This window comes from Pseudomonas sp. C7.1, from assembly GCF_056312395.1.
Genome location: NZ_JBWDTL010000003.1, coordinates 2,394,377 through 2,416,953, shown reverse-complemented (window position 1 = coordinate 2,416,953; position 22,577 = coordinate 2,394,377). Strand labels below are relative to the sequence as shown.

The 22,577-nt window shown below is 60.4% G+C and carries 24 protein-coding genes; 11 read left to right on the top strand and 13 right to left on the bottom strand.

Features of this window, described 5'->3' with window-relative positions; all coding sequences use genetic code 11:
- Positions 1 to 27 precede the first annotated feature (27 nt).
- The 6 genes from AC0T4W_RS14855 to folM all read right to left on the bottom strand — a co-directional run bounded on the left by AC0T4W_RS14855 (position 28) and on the right by folM (position 3,221).
- The gene (locus AC0T4W_RS14855) at positions 28 to 615 is read right to left on the bottom strand and encodes a putative glycolipid-binding domain-containing protein (RefSeq protein WP_476320161.1); all 588 of its coding nucleotides are present in this window, start codon (positions 613 to 615) and stop codon (positions 28 to 30) included.
- A 185-nt stretch (positions 616 to 800) separates the two neighbouring features.
- On the bottom strand, positions 801 to 1,145 hold the full coding sequence (locus AC0T4W_RS14850; RefSeq protein WP_476320158.1) for a HopJ type III effector protein: 345 nt from the start codon (positions 1,143 to 1,145) through the stop codon (positions 801 to 803).
- On the bottom strand, positions 1,145 to 1,435 hold the full coding sequence (locus tag AC0T4W_RS14845) for a DUF1244 domain-containing protein (protein WP_160013515.1): 291 nt from the start codon (positions 1,433 to 1,435) through the stop codon (positions 1,145 to 1,147). The genes AC0T4W_RS14850 and AC0T4W_RS14845 overlap by 1 nt, the downstream gene beginning before the upstream one ends.
- A 121-nt stretch (positions 1,436 to 1,556) precedes the next feature.
- Positions 1,557 to 1,928, bottom strand: a complete 372-nt coding sequence (gene folX, locus AC0T4W_RS14840) for a dihydroneopterin triphosphate 2'-epimerase (protein WP_476320156.1) — start codon at positions 1,926 to 1,928, stop codon at positions 1,557 to 1,559.
- A complete protein-coding gene (folE, locus tag AC0T4W_RS14835) occupies positions 1,928 to 2,488 on the bottom strand; it encodes a GTP cyclohydrolase I FolE (RefSeq protein WP_476320153.1) in 561 nt (186 codons plus the stop codon). Before folE ends, folX begins: the two co-directional genes overlap by 1 nt.
- A gap of 22 nt (positions 2,489 to 2,510) precedes the next feature.
- Positions 2,511 to 3,221: a dihydromonapterin reductase gene (folM, locus tag AC0T4W_RS14830; RefSeq protein ID WP_476320151.1), complete on the bottom strand. Its 711-nt coding sequence runs from the start codon at positions 3,219 to 3,221 to the stop codon at positions 2,511 to 2,513.
- A gap of 265 nt (positions 3,222 to 3,486) precedes the next feature.
- Here folM and AC0T4W_RS14825 point away from each other — a divergent pair, with 265 nt between their 5' ends.
- Positions 3,487 to 3,783, top strand: coding sequence for a DUF6482 family protein (locus tag AC0T4W_RS14825; protein WP_476320149.1), 297 nt, complete (start codon positions 3,487 to 3,489; stop codon positions 3,781 to 3,783).
- Between the two features lie 5 nt (positions 3,784 to 3,788).
- Here the strand turns inward: AC0T4W_RS14825 and AC0T4W_RS14820 are convergent, their stop codons facing one another.
- A complete protein-coding gene (locus tag AC0T4W_RS14820; protein WP_476320147.1) occupies positions 3,789 to 4,214 on the bottom strand; it encodes a thiol-disulfide oxidoreductase DCC family protein in 426 nt (141 codons plus the stop codon).
- 91 nt (positions 4,215 to 4,305) lie between these two features.
- On the opposite strand from AC0T4W_RS14820, the gene AC0T4W_RS14815 reads away from it, so the two are divergent.
- Both AC0T4W_RS14815 and AC0T4W_RS14810 read left to right on the top strand, forming a co-directional pair.
- Positions 4,306 to 5,259, top strand: coding sequence for a MerR family transcriptional regulator (locus tag AC0T4W_RS14815; RefSeq protein ID WP_476320145.1), 954 nt, complete (start codon positions 4,306 to 4,308; stop codon positions 5,257 to 5,259).
- A gap of 197 nt (positions 5,260 to 5,456) precedes the next feature.
- Positions 5,457 to 7,235: an acyl-CoA dehydrogenase C-terminal domain-containing protein gene (locus AC0T4W_RS14810; RefSeq protein ID WP_476320143.1), complete on the top strand. Its 1,779-nt coding sequence runs from the start codon at positions 5,457 to 5,459 to the stop codon at positions 7,233 to 7,235.
- A 141-nt stretch (positions 7,236 to 7,376) separates the two neighbouring features.
- Here the strand turns inward: AC0T4W_RS14810 and AC0T4W_RS14805 are convergent, their stop codons facing one another.
- Together AC0T4W_RS14805 and AC0T4W_RS14800 are read right to left on the bottom strand one after the other, a co-directional pair.
- Positions 7,377 to 7,982 (bottom strand): hypothetical protein, encoded by a 606-nt coding sequence (locus AC0T4W_RS14805; RefSeq protein WP_476320141.1) that lies wholly within the window; start codon positions 7,980 to 7,982, stop codon positions 7,377 to 7,379.
- 45 nt (positions 7,983 to 8,027) lie between these two features.
- Positions 8,028 to 8,489: a PAS domain-containing protein gene (locus tag AC0T4W_RS14800; protein WP_476320139.1), complete on the bottom strand. Its 462-nt coding sequence runs from the start codon at positions 8,487 to 8,489 to the stop codon at positions 8,028 to 8,030.
- A 112-nt stretch (positions 8,490 to 8,601) separates the two neighbouring features.
- Here AC0T4W_RS14800 and AC0T4W_RS14795 point away from each other — a divergent pair, with 112 nt between their 5' ends.
- The 5 genes from AC0T4W_RS14795 to AC0T4W_RS14775 all read left to right on the top strand — a co-directional run bounded on the left by AC0T4W_RS14795 (position 8,602) and on the right by AC0T4W_RS14775 (position 13,341).
- The gene (locus AC0T4W_RS14795; RefSeq protein WP_476320137.1) at positions 8,602 to 9,054 is read left to right on the top strand and encodes a flavodoxin; all 453 of its coding nucleotides are present in this window, start codon (positions 8,602 to 8,604) and stop codon (positions 9,052 to 9,054) included.
- 196 nt (positions 9,055 to 9,250) lie between these two features.
- Positions 9,251 to 10,033, top strand: coding sequence for a class II aldolase/adducin family protein (locus tag AC0T4W_RS14790; protein ID WP_476320134.1), 783 nt, complete (start codon positions 9,251 to 9,253; stop codon positions 10,031 to 10,033).
- Positions 10,030 to 10,914 (top strand): alpha/beta fold hydrolase, encoded by an 885-nt coding sequence (locus AC0T4W_RS14785; RefSeq protein WP_476320132.1) that lies wholly within the window; start codon positions 10,030 to 10,032, stop codon positions 10,912 to 10,914. Before AC0T4W_RS14790 ends, AC0T4W_RS14785 begins: the two co-directional genes overlap by 4 nt.
- A gap of 641 nt (positions 10,915 to 11,555) precedes the next feature.
- Positions 11,556 to 12,467 (top strand): SDR family oxidoreductase, encoded by a 912-nt coding sequence (locus AC0T4W_RS14780; RefSeq protein ID WP_476320130.1) that lies wholly within the window; start codon positions 11,556 to 11,558, stop codon positions 12,465 to 12,467.
- Between the two features lie 106 nt (positions 12,468 to 12,573).
- A complete protein-coding gene (locus AC0T4W_RS14775; protein WP_476320128.1) occupies positions 12,574 to 13,341 on the top strand; it encodes a crotonase/enoyl-CoA hydratase family protein in 768 nt (255 codons plus the stop codon).
- Positions 13,342 to 13,718: 377 nt separating this feature from the next.
- On the opposite strand, the gene AC0T4W_RS14770 is transcribed toward AC0T4W_RS14775, so the two are convergent.
- The 3 genes from AC0T4W_RS14770 to AC0T4W_RS14760 all read right to left on the bottom strand — a co-directional run bounded on the left by AC0T4W_RS14770 (position 13,719) and on the right by AC0T4W_RS14760 (position 18,343).
- Positions 13,719 to 15,386 carry a hypothetical protein gene (locus AC0T4W_RS14770; RefSeq protein ID WP_476320126.1) on the bottom strand — a complete coding sequence of 556 codons (1,668 nt, stop codon included), beginning with the start codon at positions 15,384 to 15,386 and terminating at the stop codon, positions 13,719 to 13,721.
- Positions 15,387 to 15,715: 329 nt separating this feature from the next.
- Positions 15,716 to 17,254: a sigma-54-dependent transcriptional regulator gene (locus tag AC0T4W_RS14765; RefSeq protein WP_476320123.1), complete on the bottom strand. Its 1,539-nt coding sequence runs from the start codon at positions 17,252 to 17,254 to the stop codon at positions 15,716 to 15,718.
- Positions 17,255 to 17,275: 21 nt separating this feature from the next.
- On the bottom strand, positions 17,276 to 18,343 hold the full coding sequence (locus tag AC0T4W_RS14760) for an AraC family transcriptional regulator (RefSeq protein ID WP_476320121.1): 1,068 nt from the start codon (positions 18,341 to 18,343) through the stop codon (positions 17,276 to 17,278).
- A gap of 157 nt (positions 18,344 to 18,500) precedes the next feature.
- Here AC0T4W_RS14760 and AC0T4W_RS14755 point away from each other — a divergent pair, with 157 nt between their 5' ends.
- Entirely contained in the window at positions 18,501 to 20,327 is a 1,827-nt protein-coding gene (locus tag AC0T4W_RS14755; protein ID WP_476320119.1) for a long-chain-acyl-CoA synthetase, read from the top strand.
- Positions 20,328 to 20,368: 41 nt separating this feature from the next.
- Here the strand turns inward: AC0T4W_RS14755 and AC0T4W_RS14750 are convergent, their stop codons facing one another.
- Positions 20,369 to 20,668: an I78 family peptidase inhibitor gene (locus AC0T4W_RS14750; protein WP_476320116.1), complete on the bottom strand. Its 300-nt coding sequence runs from the start codon at positions 20,666 to 20,668 to the stop codon at positions 20,369 to 20,371.
- Between the two features lie 160 nt (positions 20,669 to 20,828).
- On the opposite strand from AC0T4W_RS14750, the gene AC0T4W_RS14745 reads away from it, so the two are divergent.
- On the top strand, positions 20,829 to 21,758 hold the full coding sequence (locus AC0T4W_RS14745; protein WP_476320114.1) for an ABC transporter ATP-binding protein: 930 nt from the start codon (positions 20,829 to 20,831) through the stop codon (positions 21,756 to 21,758).
- On the top strand, positions 21,755 to 22,516 hold the full coding sequence (locus AC0T4W_RS14740) for an ABC transporter permease (RefSeq protein ID WP_476320112.1): 762 nt from the start codon (positions 21,755 to 21,757) through the stop codon (positions 22,514 to 22,516). The genes AC0T4W_RS14745 and AC0T4W_RS14740 overlap by 4 nt, the downstream gene beginning before the upstream one ends.
- Positions 22,517 to 22,577: the final 61 nt, after the last annotated feature.

The window sequence follows — 22,577 nt, the reverse complement described above, 5'->3', positions numbered from 1 at the left end:
CGAGGCTTATTGCTGTTTGCGGTCTGCTTAAACCCAGGTATTGAGTTTCAAATCCCGCGAACTCATGCGCAGAAACTGGTCACTGGCTTTGACCAACAGAGCGTGTTCGTCGACGGTCAGTTCGCTGCTCTTTTTACCCTGGGCTTCGCTGCGATATAGGGTTCTCCCGCCTTCTTCGCGCAGGCGCTGGTAGCGCTGGCTACGCGCTTCCACTTTGAGCGTTAGCAGGTCGACATAGGCGACTTGCATCAGTTCGCTCTGCCCAGTTTCCAGGGCGCAGCGCTGCAGGGCTGGGGTGTGGGTAAAGGGGGATTCAGAGAGCATCACCTGCTGACATTCGCTGAGGTCCGGGCGTGGTTCGCCGTTGTGAAACCAGTTGCCACGGATGTCGCGCTTGAGGTTGAGGCTGCGTTGACCGTGGTTGTCGACCTTCAACCACAGGCGGCGAAAGCGCCAGCGTGGGTCGCAGCTGAGCACGTAGGTGGCGGCGATGCTGTGGCCTTGCAGGCTCTGCATCAGATTACTGGTGGCGTTGATGCCGTGTTCATCGATGTTCAGGCGCAGATTTTCCACGCCGGGGTTGTGCCATGGTTTCCATACCAAGGTTTGCTGCATCTAAGCGACTCCAAGCCAGGTAGGGGAGGAGAAACCGGGGAAGCGCGGCAATAAAGCAGCACCGAGCACCTTCCCTGGCGTTCTCGTTCAAGTAATGGCGCGCAGCATAAGGGAGTTTAAGTGTGGTGTCTGTCAGCTTTTGGCGACAGTTGCGCAAGTTCTTGCGCGCCGGCTCTGGCGAGTGATTACAAGCTGTTGCGCTGCAGCGATGGTTGCTCGAAGCGCACGCCAGCCAGGCCGGTATCCATCAACGCGCGGATATTGCCGTGGTCGCTGCCGCTCGGGGTTGCCAGCACACTGCGGTAATGTTCGCCAAAGCACAGCAGGGTTTCTTCCACGCTCAGACCTTCGAGTAGGGCCAGGCCAAGGGTCTTGCACGAGCCTTCGTTCTGTCCTGCAGGATTGTGTACGTTGCCATTGCTGAAGGCGCTGGCCTGGTACTGGTAGTGCTCAGCGATAAACGCCAGGGTTTCGGCGAAGGTGAAGTGTTCGCTGCGCAGCTTGGCGCAAAAGTCGTTGAGGCTGCTCATTACTTTTTTCCTTTGCTGAAGGCAGCCTGTTGCTCGGCGCTGGCTTCCTTCTGGTATTTGGCTTTCCACTCGGCATACGGCATGCCGTAGACCTCTTCACGTGCTTCATCCGGGGTGATGGCGACGCCGATGTCGTCGGCTGCGGCCTTGAACCACTTGGACAGGCAGTTACGGCAGAAACCGGCGAGGTTCATCATGTCGATGTTCTGCACGTCTGGGCGTGAGCGCAGGTGTTGCACCAGGCTGCGAAAGGCGGCGGCTTCAAGTTCGAGGCGTTCTTGCTCGGTCATGGCGATGCTCTCTAAAGACAGGCGGGAGTGCGTGGCGGCGATGATAAAAGCATGCCCGCCTGGCGGCAACGACCCGGCGCGGATGCGCCGGGAATCATCCAGGGATTTTTCAGCGTTCTATTTAGCGGTGCCCAGCGAGGGTGATGGACACCGATTCGGCAAAGCGCAGGGCGTGCAGCTTGTCCACTTCCACTTCGGCGTAGCGCACGTCCGGGTTGGCCATGACCAGGTCGAGAATTTCCTGGGTCATGCGCTCCAGCAGGGCGAAGCGGTTTTCTTCGACGTGGCGGATCACTGCCTTGGTGATGGTGCGGTAGTTGAGGGCGTGGTCAATATCGTTGTCACGCACCGCGTCTACTGCCGGATAAAGGATGGTCAGGTTAATCAACACGTCCTGCTTGTTATTGATCTCCTCTTCCTTGATGCCGATGTAGGTGCGCAGGCGCAGGTCCTTGACGCGGATGCGCGCCATCCCAGGTTCCAGTCGCGGCATTACTTGCTCCGTCCGATCAGTTGCAGGAATTCGTGGCGAGTGTTGCAGGATTCACGGAAGGCTCCAAGCATGACCGAGGAGGTCATCACCGAATTCTGCTTCTCCACGCCGCGCATCATCATGCACATGTGTTTGGCTTCGATCACCACGGCCACGCCGGCGGCATTGGTGACCTGCTGGATCGCATCGGCGATCTGCTTGGTGAGGTTTTCCTGGATCTGCAGGCGCCGTGCATACATGTCGACAATGCGTGCCACTTTCGACAGGCCGAGCACTTTGCCGGTGGGGATGTAGGCCACGTGAGCCTTGCCGATAAACGGCAGCATATGGTGCTCGCACAGCGAATACAGCTCGATATCACGGACGATCACCATCTCGTCGTTATCCGACTCGAACAGCGCGCCGTTGACCACTTCCTCCAGGCTTTTGTGGTAACCGTTACACAGGTATTGCATGGCCTTGGCGGCACGCTTGGGCGTATCCAGCAGGCCTTCGCGTTCGGGGTTTTCACCGACGCCAAGAAGGATCTCGCGGTAGTGGTCGGGCAGTTCTGGGGTCATTGCAGGGTCCTCTCGGCCAGGCTCATTTAAGATGGCGGCCGCCGTTGACAGTCAGTGTGGTACCGGTGATGTAGGGGTTGTCGAGCAGGTAGCGCAGGCTTTGGTAGATCACCAGTGGCCCGGGTTCGATGCCCAGTGCCGATTTGTTCAGGGTTTTGTTGCGGTAGTCGGCGTCGTCGTCCGGGTTGAACATGATCAGCGCTGGAGCAATGCCGTTGACCTTGATCAGCGGCGCGAAGCGTGCGGCAAACGACAGCGTCAGACTGTCCAGCCCGGCCTTGCTGGCGCAGTAGGCGGGCCGGTTGGCGCTGCCCTTGCGCGCCACGTCATCGCTGATATGTACGATATCGGCGGGCGTCGAACGATTTAGCAATGCTGCGCAGTGAAGGTTGATCAGGTACGGCGCGAGCATGTGCACATTAAATAGCTGCTGGAAGGCAGCGGCTTCCTCGCCCGGCGTTTCCACCAGCCAATTGGAGGCGTTGTGCACGATGGCGCGTAGGCTGTCGGTGTGCGTTTTGAGCTGTTCTATAAAGGCCAGAATGCCAGCTTCGCTGGCGAAGTCCGCCTGCAGGGCCAGGGCGCCGCGTTGCTTAAGTGCATCAATGCCATCACGTTCACTGCGGTAAGTGACGATCACGGCGTGACCGTCATCAAGCAGGCGTTCGGCGCAGTACAGGCCGATACGCTGGCTGGCTCCGGTTATCAGGATGGGGGCGGCGCTGACGCTCATGCTCAACTCGGCAGAAAGAAAAGGGTGGGTTCAGCGACGCTACGCCGGGTTACCTGACCAGTAGGACGTGGCCTCGACTGAACCAAGCATAAAGTTATACCAGCAGTTGGCTTTGTACAACCATGCGGCCTGTGCGGGTACTGGTCTATTTCAAACCATTCGCCCTATTTCATTGAGCTGTATCGCTATTTTTTGTGCAGGCGGGCTGAATAAAATTGTTTTTATTATGTACAAGAGTGGTTTTACTGTACAGGTGTGTGCCGTTATGAAGCCTTGGCAATTGAGTATTGCAGTGCTGCGCGGGCGTGTGCGCCATGTCGAGGTGCTCACCCTGCGCTGTTCTGGCTACAAGGTGCAGGTGGTCAGCACGACGGGCGGCGTGTGCACGCTGGAGTATGCGCTGGGGCGTCCGTTATGGCCTGGGCTGGCCTTGCTCAAGGCGCGCCTGCGCTGTTGCGGGGTGCGGCAGATGTTGTTGTTGCAGCCGGAAAGCCACGATGAAATTATCGGGCGCCCTGAGTTGCTTGGACCTGATCCAGGGCTGTGGATCAAGTTGCGCTGATGTTCTTAGCGCGGTTTTTTGCTGACGGTGCATGCGGCGCTTTTACAGCGCCGACTGGCGTCCGGGTGGGGCAGCCAGTCGAGGTATGGGCGTAGCCGGCAGAACAGTCGGTAGCCAAGTTCCAGCAGCGGCCGCAATGCCGGCCAGGTCAGCGGCGTGGCCCAGCGGCCAAGGCCGGCTGCGCGCCAGCTCCACAGCGTGGCATCCAGGCCGGTGACCCATTGGCCGTTAGCGAAGCGGGCATGCAGGCGGTTTTGCAGGGTTTCTCGGCTGTGGCCGACGGACTCAGGATGAAAGTCGTTGAGGCTGATATCGACCAGGCACAGACGCTGCACATCGGCGCGCTGGCGTAACAGTTGAATCTCGCGGGCGCACAGCGGACAGTCGCCATCGTAGTAGAGGGTCAAGGGCCAGCAGGGTTGCTTGTTCATGGTTTAACTCTTTGTATAGGTCTTGTACAAAGTATGCCGGAAATAGCTGAGTTACAATGCGCGCAACATTTTTTCTGTGATACCTGCGCCCATGTCCGATCATGTTGGTACTGCGTCCCTGGCTTCGAGTGCCCTCAAGCAGGAAGAGTTATTTCCTATCCGTGAGGTGGCGCGCCTGACTGGCGTCAACCCAGTCACCCTGCGGGCCTGGGAACGGCGCTATGGGCTGATCCAGCCAACCCGCACCGACAGTGGTCATCGCCTGTATTCGCAGGTGGATATCGAGTCGGTGCGCAGCATCCTGGCCTGGATCGAGCGCGGTGTGGCGGTGAGCAAGGTTGGCAAGATTTTGGCCAAAAGCAGCTCAATCAGATCCGCCAGTTCACCGGTCTATGAAGAGGTCAGCGCCAGTGAGTGGGGCGAGTGGCAAGCCCAGCTGCGCCACGCCATCAGTGTTTTTGACGAGCTGCGTCTGGACCGTCTGTACGGCCAGATTTTCTCCAGCTATCCGCTGCCGGTGGTGTTTCAGGACATCCTGATGCCGCTATGGCAGGAGCTGTTGCTGCGCCAGGACGAGTACGGCCAGACCAGCGAATGGCTGTTTCTCGATACCTTCCTACGTGCCCGTACCTTGCAGCGCTTGCAGGTGTTACGCGCTCAGGTCGAGGAGCGCGTGTTGCTGGCAGCCTTGCCAGGCCATTGCCGCGAGCTGGAGCTCTTGGTCGCCGGGTTGCTGCTAAGCAGCTCCGACACCGCCGTCAGCGTGCTGGGGCTGGGTCAGCCGCTGGAAGAGCTAACCCTGATCTGCGAAAAAATGCAGCCCCAGGCCCTGGTGCTGTTCTCCAATCAGCCGCCCAGCGATGACCTGCCCAAGGTGCTCTCGCGTCTGGCGTTGGCGCTGGATTGCCCGCTGGTGATGGCCGGCGATGGTGCCGACCTGGCCGAGGAAAGCCTCAGCGGTTCCCCGATTGCCTGCCTGGGCAATGAAGGGCGCCTGATGCAGCGCCGCCTGCAGCAGTTTCTGGCTGGCCACCTGGATACCTGATTTCTTCTATTAAGCACGCCTGAATAAGCACGGTCGCCGTTATGGCGGCTGCGTTTTCGTGTGTCTGTAATTTATTGTCGATTCCGGTTAGTTGTACAGCTTGTACAGAAAAGTGCTTGCTATCTGGGGTCTTTGGCTATACAAAAGCTCTACATTGTTTGTTTATGTATAGTTTATGCAGCGTGAGGACTAGCAACATGACTCAATACCGCGCACCCCTTCGTGACATGCGTTTCGTTTTTGACGAGGTGCTCAACGCTTATGCCACCTTGCAGTCGCTGCCTAGTCAGCGCGAGTTCGGAGACGACCTCGGTGGCGCCATTTTGGAAGAAGCCGCCAAGCTGGCGGAAAACGTGCTGGCACCGCTCAATGGCCCAGGTGACAAGCAGGGCTGCACCTATGATCCGCAGAGTAAATCGGTGAAGGCGCCGGATGGTTTCCGCGCCGCTTATCAGCAATTCGCCGAAGGTGGCTGGACCGCACTGGCCTGTACCCCCGAGTTTGGCGGTCAGGGTTTGCCCCATGTGTTGAACATGATGGTCGAGGAGATGGTCTGCTCAGCCAATCTGTCATTGGGCATGTATCCAGGCTTGACCCATGGTGCGATCAATGCGCTGACCGCCCATGGTGCTCGTGAGCTGCAGGAGCGCTACCTACCTAAACTGATCAGCGGCGAATGGACCGGCACCATGTGCCTGACCGAACCGCAGTGCGGCACCGACCTGGGCCTGATCCGCACCCGCGCTGTACCCCAGGTAGACGGTAGCTATGCCATCAGTGGTACCAAGATATGGATCACCGGCGGTGAGCACGACTTAGTCGACAATATTCTGCATCTGGTACTGGCCAAGCTGCCAGATGCACCGGATAGCGTGAAGGGTATTTCGCTGTTTCTGGTGCCCAAGTTTCTTCAAGACGGCAGCCGTAATCCGGCGTCCTGCGGCGGCCTGGAACACAAGATGGGCATCAAGGGCTCCGCCACCTGCGTAATGAATTTCGAAGGTGCTCAGGGTTGGCTGATCGGCGAGCCGAACAAGGGCCTCAAGTGCATGTTCACCATGATGAATTCGGCGCGCCTGATGGTTGGCATGCAGGGACTGGGTATTGCTGAAAGCGCCTATCAGGTCAGCCTGGGTTTTGCCAAAGAACGCTTACAGAGTCGCTCGCTGTCCGGCCCGAAAGCGGCGGACAAGCCGGCCGATCCGATCATCGTGCACCCGGATGTACGGCGCATGTTGCTGCGTCAGAAGGTGATGATCGAAGGTTGCCGCGCGCTGGCGTATTTCACCGGGCTGCATGAAGACGTCGCCCATGACCATGAAGACCCTGCCGTACGTGAGCAGGCTGATGACTTGGTGCAGCTGTTGACTCCGGTGGTGAAGTCCTTCCTCACCGATGAAGGTTTCAACTGCGCCAACGAAGGCCTGCAGGTGCTCGGTGGCTCTGGCTTCACCGAGGACTGGGGCATCGAGCAACTGGTGCGTGATTCGCGCATCACCCGCATCTACGAAGGCACCAACGGCATTCAGGCGCTCGATCTGGTCGGGCGCAAGCTGGGCCTGGGTGGCGGTCGCGCGGTGCGTAATTACTTTGCTTTGGTTGAGGGTTGGCTCAAGGCCAATGCCGGGGCCGAGCATGTGCCTGCGGTGGGTGCTGCACTCAAGCAATTGCAGCAAGCCACGCTGTGGATCGCCAGCGAGGGGATGAAAGACCCCGAGCAAGCGGGTGCGGCGGCCACGCCTTACCTGCGTCTATTCGCCCTGACGAGCCTGGCCTGGATGTGGGCGCGTATGGCTGCCGTGGCCAAGGCCAAGCTGGCGGCCGGCAGCACGGAAACCCTGTTCTACGGCGCCAAGCTGAAGTCTGCGGATTTCTTTATGGCGCGTACCCTGACTGAAACCGACAGCCTGCTGGCTGAGGTCAAGGCTGGCAAAGCCACGCTGATGGCCTTCAGCGAAGAGGAGTTTGCTGCCTAAAACGACTGCGCAATCCGATAGCCACAGGTTTCGCCCATTTTCGGTTATCGGATTTTTTTATCCCTGCTGCAGGCGTTTCGCCTGCATTTTAGGCCCGCATTATTGTGGGTCTTTTTTTGCGTGAAATAAAAAGCTCAAGGGTCAAAGCGCGGGCTGTCGCTGTTCCAGAAGGCGATGTTGCTGGTAGATGAACTGGCGCAGTTGCTCATCGCTTTGCGGGTCTAGCGTGTGCAGCTGGTAAGCCAGCAAGCCATTTTCGGTTTCGCGGACGAAAACCCCGGTTACGGCAATCGGCGTGTGCTCGTCTACCGGCAAAACCAGGTGAAAGCGCTTGGGGGCTTTGCGCCGTGCCCGATGCTCGATCAGTGCGCCATGCATCGACAGCTGATGAATCCACAGGTCGCTGGGCTGCGCGTTGGGTTTGTGCAGCGGCAGCGGTTCGGTCAGGAGCGAGCGCCAGGCGCGGTTGATGTCGCCCTCATCGAAAATCTGTGGCGCGCTGAGCTGCAGGCAGGGCGTGCTCTGCTCATCCTGGCTGAGGTTCAGGTTGAAGGTCAGGTGCTGGTTGGCAATATGCGCATGCAGGCTCAGCCGCTCATTGACGGCGCAATGCGAGAGTAATTCGCTGAGCTGTCTGCCAATATCCACAGACAACTGCAATTGGCTGCGTTGCTCGGTGGTCGCGGGGTGGTGCAGTTGGCTGATAAAGGCCAGTTCTGCCTGGGTCAGGAGTGCCTGTTCTTGCATGCTATATCAATCCCTAGATAGTTGTTGTGACCGCGGGTCTGGAAATTAGTTGCTGCCGGTCATCGCCTGAAAGCGTGCCAGTTCGGCCTTCAGGGCCGCCAGCTCGGCTTCCAGTTCCTTGACCCGTTCCTGGGCTTCGACCTGCTCGGTAACGTTCTTCTGGATGCCGATGTAGTAGGTCAACTGGTCGGCATCGTTGACCACTGGGGTGATCGACAGCTCGTTCCAGAACACGCTGCCGTCCTTGCGGTAGTTACGGATGATCTGCCGGCACGGACGGTGCGTCTTCACCGCTTCACGGATAGCGTCCAGGCCTGGCTGGTCGCGGTCGCCGGCCTGGAGGAAGCGGCAATCCTGATAGAGGATGTCTTCGCTGGCGTAGCCGGTGAGTTTTTCAAAGGCGGGGTTGGCATAGATCAGGATGTTGTCATCACCTTCCTGTTCGGCCACCACGATGCCGTCGTTGGAGGCGTTGATCACCAGTTGCAGCAGTTTGGCGTTGATCATGAGGCGATTTCCCAGTCTATGTCGGCTGCATTCTAAAACATCCGGGCGGGCTGTCTACTTGCGGCATAATGCCGGGCTTATTGATTTGCTTCTGACTGTATCGGAGTTTTGCATGAAGATCGTCATCCTTTCCGGTTCGGTGTACGGCACCGCCGAGGAAGTTGCCTGCCACGCCGCGCGCCTGCTCAAGGCCGCCGGCCATGAAGCCTGGCATAACCCTCGCGCCAGCCTGGCGGATATTCAGGCCTTTGCCCCTGAAGCGTTTCTGGCGGTGACCTCGACCACTGGCATGGGCGAATTGCCGGATGACCTGCAGCCGCTGTACTTCGCCATCCGTGACCATTTGCCCGCCTGGTGCGGCTTGCCGGGCGGGGTGATTGCTCTGGGCGACTCCAGTTATGGCGATACCTTCTGTGGCGGCGGCGAGCTGGTGCGCGAGCTGTATGCCGAGCTAGGCATCCGCGAAGTGCAGCCGATGCTGCGCTTGGACAGCAGCGAAAGCGTGACCCCGGAAACCGACGCCGAGCCCTGGCTGGCGGACTTTATTGCGGCGTTGCAGGCCTGATACAGCCCGCCCGCATGGATTGATCGGCGCGACGCAAAAGCTGGCGGGTTGTCGCTGCGCGTCGAAGCCGCCCTACGCGCGGCAATACTCCGAGCAGGTTTGACCCGCAAGGCCACCACCGCCAGAGCGACTCACCTTTGCCGCATCCCTCGCTAGACTCCTTGGCACTTCAATAACAAAAGCCGAGGAATCCATCATGACCGTTGCCCACGCACTGCCTGTCGTCAGCCTCAAGGATCAGGTGTCTGCCGCCGAATGGCAGGCCCGAATGGACCTCGCCGCCTGCTACCGGCTGATCGCCCTGTATGGCTGGGATGATCTGATCTTCACCCATATCTCGGCGAAGATTCCCGGCAGCGAGGATTTCCTGATTAACCCTTACGGCCTGATGTTTCACGAGATCACCGCCTCCAGCCTGGTGAAGATCGACCTGGCCGGTAACAAGCTGGTGGACAGCCCCTTCGACATCAATCCGGCCGGCTACACCATCCATAGCGCCGTGCACGAAGTGCGTCATGACGTGGGTTGCGTGCTGCATATCCACACCACAGCCGGTATCGCTGTCTCGGCGCAAAAGCAGGGGCTGTTGCCACTGTCGCAGCAGTCGCTGTTCGTCCTCGCCAGCCTGGCTTACCACGGCTATGAAGGCGTGGCGCTGAACCATGACGAGAAGGCGCGCTTGCAGGCCGATCTTGGCGACAAGAACTTTATGATCCTGCCCAACCACGGCCTGCTCACCGCCGCCGGCAGCATCGCCGATGCGTTTCTGATGATGTTTATTCTGCAGCGCGCCTGTGAAATTCAGGTGATGGCACAGAGCGGCGGGGCGGAGCTGATCCATATCCCCCAGCAGGTGCTCGACGGCGCCCGGGCGATGGTTGCCGGGGTGATGAAAAGCCCGCAGGGCATGGGCGGCGCACTGCCGTGGCCGGCGCTGCTGCGCAAGCTCGATCAACAGATGCCGGGTTACGCAGCATGACGGCGCTGCCAGGAATTGCCCTGGCGGATTGGCGCAGCGCGGGGCAGGACTTCAGTTTTAACGGTCATGGCATCCGCTACTGGACGGCCGGGCAGGGCGAGCCGCTGCTGCTGATTCACGGTTTTCCCACCGCCAGTTGGGACTGGCATCGTCTATGGGCTCCGTTGGCCGAGAAATACCAGGTAATTACCTGCGACATGCTTGGCTTCGGCGACTCGGCTAAACCGCGTGGCCATGCCTACAGCCTGCTGGAGCAGGCCGACCTGCAGCAGGCGCTGCTGGCGCACCTGGGTATTGCTGAGCCGGTGCATGTACTGGCCCATGACTATGGCGACAGCGTGGCGCAGGAGTTGTTGGCCCGGCACCAGGACGGGCACATTCAGCTCGCCAGTTGCGTATTTCTTAATGGCGGCCTGTTTCCGGAAACCCATCACCCGGTGCTGGTGCAGAAGCTGCTGCTTAGCCCCATTGGTCCGCTAATTGGCCGGCTATTTAGCCGCAAAAAGCTCGCTGCCAGCTTTGCCAAGGTATTCGGCCCGCACACTCAACCGAGCGCCGGTGAACTGGATGATTTTTGGAGTCTGATTGCCGCCAATGACGGCCCAGGCGTGATGCACCGGCTGATCCGTTATATACCTGAGCGCCGTGTCAATCGCGATCGCTGGGTAGCGGCGATGCAGGCCACGGTGGTGCCGATGCGAGTGATCGATGGTGCCGTTGACCCGATCTCCGGCGCGCATATGGTGGCGCGTTACCGTGAGCTGATTGCCAAGCCGGACACCGTGTTGCTGGATGGGATCGGCCATTATCCGCAGACCGAGGCAGCGAATCAGGTGCTGGTCCATTACCTGCAATTCCGTGAACGGTTAGCCGGTAGTTGAAAACCACCTCGGCAAGCCGCTTGCGACTAACGCACTTCAGCGCGACCCGAATGGCGTGTGAAACGAGTCAGGCTTATTTACAGCTCGTAAGCTGCGCTTTATTCGTTGCGCTCACCCTGCGGGTCAGCCTTTTGTTTAGGTTCTGTCCCAATAGCGTGTTGCAAGGGCGATAAGCCGTAGGTTGGGTCGGGTGGCGTTCCGTTGAGGAGCAACGCGACGAAGCCCAACGATCCTGCCCCAAGCTGTTGGGCTTCGCTGCGCTCAACGCCAACCTACCTAGGAGCCTGTCGGACTTGACACTGTTCTACTGCGGAAAAGCCGGATTCGGCCATTTTTGCTGCTCTTTCTCGTTAAATAGCTCGCTATTCGCCTCGAAAGACCAACAAAACTGACTCGATCCGGGCTTTCCCTCGCTACGAACGGTCAAGCCCGACAGGCTCCTAGGCATGCAGGCTGCAGCCGCGCAAAGCGGGGAAATCCACGCGCGCCAGCCCCATACAACACATGTCTGGGACAGAGCCTTTGTTTAGCCTGACTATCCCGCTGCTTATCGCGCACCATTCAGCGCGGCTCGTATCTATTGTGACCAGAGCGTGACTGCTGGACACTCGGGGCATTGTTAATCTGCCGAGGAATGCTGCATGAGCGACGCCATTCGTTTTCAAGATCAGGTTGTAATTGTCACCGGGGCCGGCGGCGGCCTGGGTCGCGCCCATGCGCTGCTGTTCGCCCAGCATGGTGCCAAGGTGGTGGTCAACGATCTGGGCGGCAGCACCCACGGCGAAGGTGCCAATGCGTCGGCGGCCGATAAGGTGGTTGAGGAAATCCGCGCTGCGGGCGGTACCGCCGTGGCCAACCATGACTCGGTGACCGACGGCGAGAAGATCGTGCAGTGCGCCCTGGATACCTTTGGCCGCATCGATGTGGTGGTCAACAACGCCGGCATCCTGCGCGACAAGACCTTCCACAAGATGGAAGACGCCGACTGGGACCTGGTTTACAAAGTCCACGTCGAAGGTGCCTACAAGGTCACCCGCGCCGCCTGGCCGCATATGCGCGAGCAGGGTTATGGCCGGGTGATCTTCACTGCGTCTACCTCGGGCATCTACGGCAACTTCGGCCAGTCCAACTACGGCATGGCCAAGCTCGGCCTGTATGGCCTGACGCGCACCCTGGCCCTCGAAGGGCGCAAGAACAATATCCTGGTCAACGCCATCGCTCCTACCGGCGGCACGCGCATGACCGAAGGGCTGATTCCGCCGCAGGTATTCGAGCAGCTCAAGCCCGAGCTGGTCAGCCCGCTGGTGGTGTACCTGGCCAGCAGCGCCTGCGAAGAAACCTCCGGCCTGTTCGAAGTCGGCGGTGGCTGGATGGGTAAAGTGCGCTGGGAGCGCAGCCTGGGTGCCGGCTTCGACCCGCGTGAAGGCTACAGCCCGGAAGACGTGGCGGCCAACTTTGCGCAGATTTGCGACTTCGAGGGCGCGGCCCATCCGAAGGACAATATCGAAGCGATGAAAGAGATGATGGCCAACCTGCAGAAGTTCGCCCTCTGATTGCGCCACTCTGGCGGGGAGATCGGCCAGCAGGCTGATTTCCACCGCGCAGGGCTTTAAGGTGAAGGCCGGCTATGCAGGCCTTTGGCTTTTTAGGGAGTGGTTCATGAGCGTCATCATCGAAAAAAACGGCCCGGTCACCACCCTGACTATCAATCGCGCCGAGGTGCGCAACGCGGTTGACCGGCCGACTGCCGAGGCGCTAGCGGCGGCCTTGCGCGCCTTTGAAGCGGACGAGCAGGCGCGGGTAGCGGTATTGGCCGGGGCGGGCGGGAGCTTCTGCGCCGGTGCTGACCTGGGCGCGGTGGCCGAGGGTGTCGAGCGCGCCAACCGCCTGGAAATCGAGGGTGATGGCCCGATGGGGCCGAGCCGCATGCAGCTGAGCAAACCGCTGATCGCCGCCATCGAAGGCCATGCGGTGGCTGGCGGCCTGGAGCTGGCGCTGCTCGCCGACCTGCGCGTGATGGCCGATAACGCTGTGCTCGGGGTGTTCTGCCGGCGCTTTGGCGTACCGCTGATCGACGGTGGCACCGTGCGCTTGCCACGGATTATCGGCCAGGGCCGCGCGCTGGATCTGATCCTCACCGGCCGCTCGGTATTGGCCGAGGAGGCGCTGAGCATGGGCCTGGTCAATCGGGTGGTTGCAGCCGGCAACGCGTTGGCCGCCGCGCAGCAACTGGCGCTGGAGATCGCCGGCTTCCCGCAACGTTGCATGCTCGCCGACCGCGCCAGCGCCTACGCGCAGTGGGACCTACCGTTTACCCAGGCCATGACCAACGAATTTACCGGCGGCATGGCAGTGGTCGCCAGTGGTGAAACTCAGGCTGGTGCGCAGCGGTTTAAGGAGGGTGTAGGACGTCACGGTAAGTTCTGAAACGTGGTATTCGCGGCGATTTCTTAAGGCTATGTCTGAGTACGTAGGATGGGTTGAGCTCAGCGATACCCATCACGTGATCGTTCGAGTCGTTGGGTGACGCCCTTAAACCGAAGATTGCATTTATTACCAAGGGCAGTTTTGTTTGGCTTATCTGCTGCTGATGGGTATCGCTGCGCTCAACGCCATCCTACCGCTCCGGGCTTTTCCAGCGGGAGTGACTGGCGGACTTCTGCCGTGTACCGATAAACAGCTATCAGGCTTTGCCCGCAATCCCATATTTGCGCAGACGCATGGCAATCGCGCTAGTTCACTTCAACATGGGATGGGTGCACATTGGCCTGGGTTGCGCAGGTATAGCTGATGATCTCTGCGTGCTAGGGCTTTTGCAGCCGTTCTAGCAGGCTACTCAGCCAGTTCGGACGTGAAGTGGACTGGTCGTTCTTGCCAAAGAAGGCATCCAGGATGTAGCGGTTCTGCCCTTGACCCATATCGGCTGCGGTAGGACGGTGCGATGTGCCAATCACCTGGTCTAGCGTGATGCCCGCCGCCTTACCTTTCTCTGTCACGGACCAGACACCGTTGACGTTGGTGATGTCTGGCTGGAAGGGCTTGAGTTTCACGTCCTTGGACGCGATCAGCACAATGTTGTCCTTGATGCTGGTAATCGGTGTGTAGGTTGTGAACTGGCTACCGAGCGCAGATTGCGTTGCGCTTTCGTTGGAGAACTTCGTCACCATCTGTTCGAGGAAGCCCAGGTCGCTGGTGTTGCTCAGTGCGCCATAACCCGGATTGAGGATGTGGCGCAGAAAGCTCTGGTCAAGACGGGTGCTGTTGATTGCCGAACCGCTCAGAATGCGTGAGGCGGTGGCTGCGTCCTTGTCGTTAAAGCTGACCGTGAGCTGATGCCCATCAATGTCATAGTGGGTGCCGTTGTTGAAGTTCGAGCGCAGGCGACCACTGTCGTGTTGGCGGTAGTCGCCGAGCTCGTCGGCCAGGCGATCTACATAGGTCAGGTCGGCACCTTCGTCCTGTGCATAGGCGTACATTTGCGCTAGTAAAACGCGATCCTCGCGGGTGAGAAATTCATAAGAGCTCCTGCCAATGTTGCTGGTGCTCATGCCTTGGGTCCCGTTGGCCACCGCAGGATCTTTGCCACCGAATAGGCGAGAGACCATGAGATCGTAACCGGACCCGGGTGCACGGGCTGTGGATGCTGTCGGGTTAGCCGCACTGGTGGGCTGCGCGGTTGCAGTGGTTTGCGCTGCCGTGGTTGAGGACGTGCTATCCACTTCCTTGCGGCGGTGGAGGCCTGCGGCGGCCAGTTGCTCGATCAAGTGGGTAGGGCTACTACCCTTGTCATCGGCCTGATAGCTCATGTAGTTGGCGTCGAAACCGTTCATCTCCCGCAGTTTGCTGGTGTAATTCTCGGGATACTGGGCCTGCACGATGGTGGGCAGGCCTTCGTAATGTTCGCGCACCTCAGTGAGGAAGTTGGTCAGCTTGCTGGTGCGGTTGTATTCGTCCATGGCTTTGCCGACGGTTTTCTGCCTCCAAGCCTCTTCCTGGCTGTAGGACTCTTCCCACGCTGCGCGCCGCTCATTGACGGTGAAGGTGCCGCTGTCGTCGTAGGCAATCAGAGCCAGTTGATCGCGGGACATGCTTTTGAAGGGGTTGCTGTCGGAACCGTTGACGAAGTTAGTTGCCTGCTTGGCGCGGGCCATTAGGCTTGGGTCGTTGGTGCCGGGTATCTCGGTATCGTGCTGCGCCTTGTTGGCGAAATAGCTGTCGCCCGTAATCTGGTCTAGCAGCGCAGAGGCCTTCTTGCCGAGGTTCGTAAGATTGAGACTGGCATCGCGAGTTTCGGCGCGAGTGGCGGCATCGCTCAATTGGCTGGCCATGGCTGAGACTGTGCTAGCGCGGCCTGTGGATGGGGTGGCATCGGTCTTGTCATCAATGGACAGAGCTTGAGGCTGCTTCGTGGCACTGGTAGCGCCCGCCAAACGGCTGCCGAACATCGATGTGTAGGTAGTGATGCTAACCATGAGTGCTCTCCATGCGCATGTGGCTGCGAAATTGCTATCCGTACAGACCAATATTCAATGAGTACTGGTTCATCGGCCGCAGAATGAAAAACCTTATCGTTATCCGTAATGGGGAGTATCAAGTGAGCGTGCGAAGCATGTGCCTCGCAGAGTAGAAGGTAGTCACACTCGACCGGATAGATCGTGAGGCTTCTACACCTGTTAGTAGTTATAGCGGAAGGTCGCGGGGTCTTTGCCGGCGAGATAGTCAGGTTGCTGGCCATCTTGCATCCGGTGCCGGATGAGTTTGGCAGGATATGCGCAGTGGGATTTACCGTTTACGCAGGCAATCATTTTTTGCCCGGAATCCCGTATTTGCGCAGACGCATGGCAATTGCGCTGTGCGAGGTGTTCAGGCGGGTTGCCAGTTGCCGGGTCGAGGGGTGGCTGGGGTAGAGCTTTTCCAACAGGGCCTTTTCGAACTGGTCCACCGCAGCTTCCAGGCTGCTGACTTCACCCTCGGCCTGCTGTGCGGCCACAGCGGTGCCGGCGATATCCAGATCATCGATCTGCACCAGGTTGCTTTCGCAGATGGCCGCCGCGCGGAAGATCACGTTCTGTAGCTGGCGCACATTACCTGGCCAGCGGTTGCCCAGCAGCGCCGGGTAGGTGTCCGGTGTCAGGCGGCAGGGCAGGCGCTGGATTTGCGCGCAGGCTTGCTGCATAAAGTGCCGCGCCAGCAGCAGGATGTCCTGGCCGCGTTCGCGCAACGGCGGTACTTCCAGGTTGAGCACATTCAGGCGATAGAACAGATCCTCACGAAACGCGCCTTCGTTGACCATTTTTTCCAGGTCGCGGTGGGTGGCGCTAAGAATGCGCACATTGACCTTGACCTCGCTCTGCCCACCGACCCGGCGGAAGGTGCCGTCGCTCAAAAAGCGCAGCAGCTTGGCCTGCAGGTAGGGTGACATCTCGCCGATCTCATCGAGAAATACCGTGCCCTGGTTGGCCAGCTCCAGCAGCCCCGGCTTGCCACCGCGCTGGGCCCCGGTAAAGGCGCCAGGGGCGTAGCCGAACAGCTCGCTTTCGGCGAGGTTCTCCGGCAGGGCCGCGCAGTTCAGCGCGAGAAAGGGCGCGTTGCAGCGCGCACTGATGGCATGGCAGCCGCGCGCCACCAACTCCTTGCCGGTGCCGGTTTCCCCCTGAATCAACAGCGGCGCATCCAGGCTGGCGACGCGCAGTGCGCGGGTCTTCAGGGTGCGGATCGGCAGCGATTCGCCGAGCAGCGAATCGAAGCCCTCGGCGTGATCATGGTGCAGCGCCGCCAGGCGTTCGCCGATGCGGCTCGGCGCGTACAGGCTGAGCAGGCCGCCGGCCAGGTGACGGGCAGCGCCGTCAACGCCCTCGGTGATCGGCTGCGCATCCAGCAGCAGAGCCTGGCCTTTGAGGGTGACTTCGCGCATCGGCAGGCGGAATTTTTGTTCGAGCAGTTCTGTCTGCAACTGCGTGTCGGCAAACAGCTCGCCAATCCCCAGCCCCTCGGGCTGCTGGCCACAGAGTTCGATCAGCGCCGGGTTGGCCAGCAGCACGCGGCCCTGGCTGTCGACCGCCAGTACCGGATCGGTCATGGCGGCGAGCAGGGCGTCGAGCTGCAGATGGCGGCGCTGGCCGGGAAGGATGTCGACGATGGTCACCGCCTGCACACCGCGCACCTTGAACAGCGCCTCGCGCAGCTCGTCGAGCACTTCGGGGCTCAGGGTCGGCGCGTCGATATACACGTTGGGCGGCACCATCTCTACCGCATCCAGATTGAGATTGCGCCCGCCGAGCAGGGCCAGCACTTCCTGGGTGATGCCAACGCGATCGATAAAGGTGACGTGAATACGCATGGAAACGGGCGGCCGACTGGTTTACAGGTGCGCCAGTATGCCCGGTCTGCCTGGCTTAGTTAAATCTGTCGACTCGTCAGCAGCCTGTTGTTGGTAGGCTTTCGGCGACAGGCCAAACCAGCCCTTGAAGGCTTTGTAGAAGGCACTCGGCTCGCTGAAGCCCAGTTCGCGGCTGAGCGCCTCGACCCGGCAGCCGGGCTGCTGCAAACGTTGCAGCGCATGTTGGCGGCGAACGTGGGCCAACAGTTCAGAGAAGCAGCAGCCTTCTTCACGCAGGTGGCGGTGCAGGGTTTGCCGGCTGATGGCCAGGTGCCGCGCTACACCGTCTGCCGACAGATCACCGCTGAGCAGGTTTTGCTCGATCAACTGCAACACCTGCAGGCGGGTGCTGTGCTGTGTCGGCAACTGAGCCTGCATGGCGCTTACCCGTTGCTGCATCAGGTCCTTGAGATAGGTATTGGCCCCCAGTACCGGTAGCTGTAGGTCGCTCTCCAGCAGGTCGAGGTAATCGAAGGTCTCGGTAAAGCGTGGCGGCACCCCGAACACCTGCCGATAGATCGCAGGTGTTGCCAGTGGTGCATGACGAAAGCCCACGGCCTGCGGCATCACTCGCACCCCCGTGAGTTGACGCGCCCAGCACAGCGCGGAACTGAGGCTGTGCTCGCTGACTACGGCGTGGCCGAGCAGCGGTGCATTGAACAGAAAATGGATGCGCACCCGCCCGGCAAATGCTTCAACGCGCAGGTTCTCGCCTTCGCTCATCACCGGGATATAGCGGCGAAACAGTTCGATGGCCTCACCCAGCGTGGCGCTCTGCGCGGCCAAATGGGCAACCGGCCCACGGGTGTGCAGGCCGCGCTGCTGGCCGACCAGCAGGCCGATTTCCGCACGCGCACCACGGCTGGCCGCGCGCTGCCAGAGGTGCAAGGCCCAGCGCACCGGTACGCGCATCTCCAGATTGTTCAACTGCTCCAGCTCGACGCCCAGTTCCTGCAGGTCATCCGGCCCGATCAGGCCGAACTCCTGCAGTGACAGGTACAGATCGAGTAACTGTGAAGCGGTCGCGCTAGGTGTGTGGGTCAGTGGCATGGGGCGTCCTTTTCCAACCAGGTCCCTCGATTGTGCGCTGCCGGTGAGACAAATTGCCAGTGCGCTGCAACTTCTGGCTATTAAACGCACCGCAGCGAGGGACTAGATTGACCGGCAAACAACATCGAGTGCCACGCACCGCCTGGAGTACTGCACCATGAGTCATGCCGACCTGATCACCTTGCCCCGCTTGCTGTCTCGCTTGCCCCGTCTGCTTGTGGCCCTGCCCGCTATCGTCAAGGGGCTGCATATTGGCAACCGCAGCCGTGGCGCTTACCCCGTCAGCCTGGCCAGTTGTATCGAGGCCGCTGCGCGCAACAACCCAAATGGCGTGGCCTTGATTCAGGGCGACGAGCAGCTCAGTTACGCCGAGTTCGATCGCTGGGCCAACCAGCTGGCGCACTACCTGCGTGCTCAGGGCCTGCGCCAGGGCGACAGCGTGGCGCTGATGTTCGAGAACCGCTTCGAGTTGCTTGCCGGAGTCGTCGCCTGTGCCAAGCTCGGTGCGGTCAGCGCGCTGATCAACAGCAGCCAGCGCGGCCGGGTGCTGGCCCACAGCATCAGCCTGGCAGCGCCGCGTATGGTGCTGGTGGGTGAGGAGCTGCTGGACGCCTTCAGCGAAGTCGCCGCCGAGGTAGCGCTGCCCGCCGATGCCTGCCACTACTTTGCCGACCGCCCGACTTGGCGCGATCCGGGCGAGGCACCGGCCGGTTGGCCGCACCCGGCTGCCGTGCTGCATGATTACCCCGTCGATGCGCCGTTGCTGGAACGCGCAGTGCGCGCCGACGATCCCTGTTTTTATATTTACACCTCCGGTACCACCGGCCTGCCGAAAGCCGTGGTGTTCAATCACGGGCGCTTTATGAAGGGCTATGGGGCCTTCGGTTTCGCCGCCGTACGCCTGGGCCGCGAGGATCGTATGTATGTCAGTCTGCCGTTCTATCACGGCACCGCCATGGTGGTGTGCTGGGGTTCGGTACTGGCCGGCCAGGCAGCGCTGATCATGGTGCGCAAGTTCAGCGCCAGCCGTTTCTGGGATGAGGTGGAGCGGCATCAAGCGACCGCCTTCGGCTATGTCGGTGAGCTGTGCCGTTACCTACTCGACCAGCCATCGCGTCCCAGCGATGCGGATAACCCGATCCGCGTGATGGTCGGCAATGGCCTGCGTCCGAGTATCTGGCAGGCGTTCAAGCAGCGCTTTGCGGTCGAGCGGGTGGTCGAGTTGTATGCCTCCAGCGAGGGCAATGTCGGCTTTACCAACCTGCTTAATCTGGACAACACCGTGGGCTTCTCGCCCTATCCCTTCGCCATCGTCCGTTATGACCCGGAGCGCGAGGCACCGCTGCGCGAGAACGGCCACCTGCAGCGGGTGACCAAGGGCGAGACGGGTCTGCTATTGGGCAAGATCACCGACAAGTCGCCGTTCCATGGTTACACCAGCGCCCGCGACACCGAGCGCTGCATCCTGCGCGATGTATTCGAGCTGGGCGACGCCTGGTTCAACACCGGCGACCTGATGCGCGACATGGGCTTTCGCCACGCCCAGTTTGTTGACCGCCTGGGTGACACCTTCCGCTGGAAGGGCGAGAACGTTTCCACCACCCAGGTCGAGGCTGTGCTGGATGGCGTTGCCGATGTCAGTGAGACCGTGGTCTATGGCGTCGAAGTGGCCAACACCAATGGCCGCGCCGGCATGGCCTGCATTCGCCTGGCCTGTACGCCAGAGGATTTTGATTTCCAGGCCCTGCTTACGCACCTGCGCCAGGAACTGCCGGCATATGCCGTGCCGCTGTTCTTGCGCTTGAGTGCAGAAATGGAAACTACCGGTACCTTCAAGCACAAGAAAGCCCCGTTGAAGGAGCAGGCCTATGACCTCGACCGATGCAGTGACCCGCTGTACGCCTGGCTGCCCGGTGCTGACCGCTACGTACCGCTGACCCGCGAGCTGCAAGCGGCTATCGCCGCCGGTAGCTACCGTTACTAAGGCCTAACAACCTGGCACGCGTTTTCGCGTGTCAGGGGCGCTCAACCGCAGGTCAGGCGGATAATCACTTCGCTCTCATCGATATCGATATTCAGGCGCTGCGGGTTGTAGTCCATGGTGGCGGCGTCGCCGGGGGCGAGGACGCGCAGGGTTTTGGCGTTGGCTTGCTGCTGGATCTGCTCGACCAGCTCGGCGCTGGCGGTTTTGCCAAGCACGCCGTGCACCTGCTCGACACTACAGTCTCCGCTGATATCAGCGGCTTGCTGAGCCGGTGGCTGCGAGCTGCAACCTGCCAGCAGGGCCAGCAGGCTGAGGCTGGCGAGGTGGTGACGAAGAGCCATGGTCTATTTCCTTGTCTGCATAAAACCTGCCCCAGCCTAGCAGCCGCAAGCGCTGTAGCTCAACGTTGGTCTGGAAAATCAGCCAGGTTGCTGCATCAGCATTTCCGCAAGCCCGGGCAACTTCCCTACAATTGCGCTTTTCCCCAGAGCAGGAGGTTCTGTGCAAGCGGTGATCTCGATTCAACAGCTGAGCAAGACCTACGCCAGCGGCCATCCGGCGCTGCAGGACATCAATCTGGACATTCGCCAGGGCGAGATTTTTGCCCTGCTCGGGCCCAACGGCGCGGGCAAGACCACCCTGATCAGTATTATCTGCGGCATCGTCAACCCAGGTGGCGGGCGGGTGCTGGTGGGCGGCAAGGACATCATCCAGGACTACCGCGCCTCGCGCTCGCAGATCGGCCTAGTGCCCCAGGAGCTGGTCAGCGATGTGTTCGAGACCGTCTGGGCGACGGTGAAATTCAGTCGCGGCCTGTTCGGCAAGAAACCCAATCCGGCCTACTTGGAGCAGCTGCTTAAGGACTTGTCGCTGTGGGACAAGCGCGACGCGAAGATTTTCGAGCTGTCCGGCGGCATGAAGCGCCGGGTGATGATCGCCAAGGCGCTGAGCCACGAGCCGCAGATTCTGTTTCTCGACGAGCCCACCGCCGGCGTCGACGTCGAGCTGCGCCGCGATATGTGGAACATGGTGCGGCGTCTGCACGAGCGCGGGGTGACCATCATCCTCACCACCCACTATATCGAGGAGGCCGAGGAAATGGCCGACCGCATCGGGGTGATCAGCAAGGGCCGGATCATTCTGGTGGAAGACAAGCAGGCGCTGATGCACAAACTCGGCAAGAAACAGCTAACCCTGCATTTGCAGCAGCCCCTGGCGAGCATTCCGGCGGAGCTTAATCGCCACCGCCTGGAACTGGTGGATGAGGGCCACGCCCTGGTGTACACCTTTGACGCGCAGAGCGAGCACACCGGCATCGCCGAATTGCTCAAGGACCTGGCCCAGTACGGCATCGACTTCAAGGATTTGCAGTCCAGCCAGAGTTCGCTGGAGGAAATCTTTGTGTCTTTGGTCAAGGAGTCACGCGCATGAATGTCCATGCCATCAAGGCCATCTACCTGTTCGAACTGGCGCGCACCTGGCGCACCTTGTTGCAGAGCATCGCCACCCCGGTGATCAGCACTTCGCTGTATTTCGTGGTGTTCGGTTCGGCCATCGGTTCGAGCATGACCCAGGTGCAGGGCGTCAGTTACGGCGCGTTTATCGTGCCGGGGCTGATCATGCTGGCGCTGCTGACCGAGAGCATTTCCAACGCCTCGTTCGGCATCTATATGCCCAAGTATTCGGGGAGCATCTACGAGCTGCTGTCGGCGCCGGTGTCCTACCTGGAAATCCTGATCGGCTATGTCGGCGCGGCGGCCACCAAGTCGATCATCCTCGGCCTGGTGATCCTGGTCACGGCGCGGCTGTTTGTCGATTTCGAGATTCTCCACCCGCTGTGGATGCTGGCGTTTCTGGTGCTGACCGCGCTGACCTTCAGCCTGTTCGGTTTTATCATCGGCGTCTGGGCCGATGGCTGGGAGAAACTGCAGGTGGTGCCGGCACTGATCGTCACGCCGCTGACTTTCCTCGGCGGCGCGTTCTACTCAATCAGCATGCTGCCACCGGCCTGGCAAACGGTGACCCTGTTCAACCCGGTGGTGTACCTGATCAGCGCATTTCGCTGGAGCTTCTACGGCGTCTCCGACGTCAATGTCGGCCTCAGCCTGGCGATGATTTTCGGCTTTCTGCTGCTGTGCATTTTGGCCGTGGGTTTTATCTTCAAGACCGGTTATCGGCTGAAAAGCTGAGGCGCACTTGATGCGTCAAATTGAACCGATTCAGGCTGCGCGGCAGGAGGCTTGTGCAGCC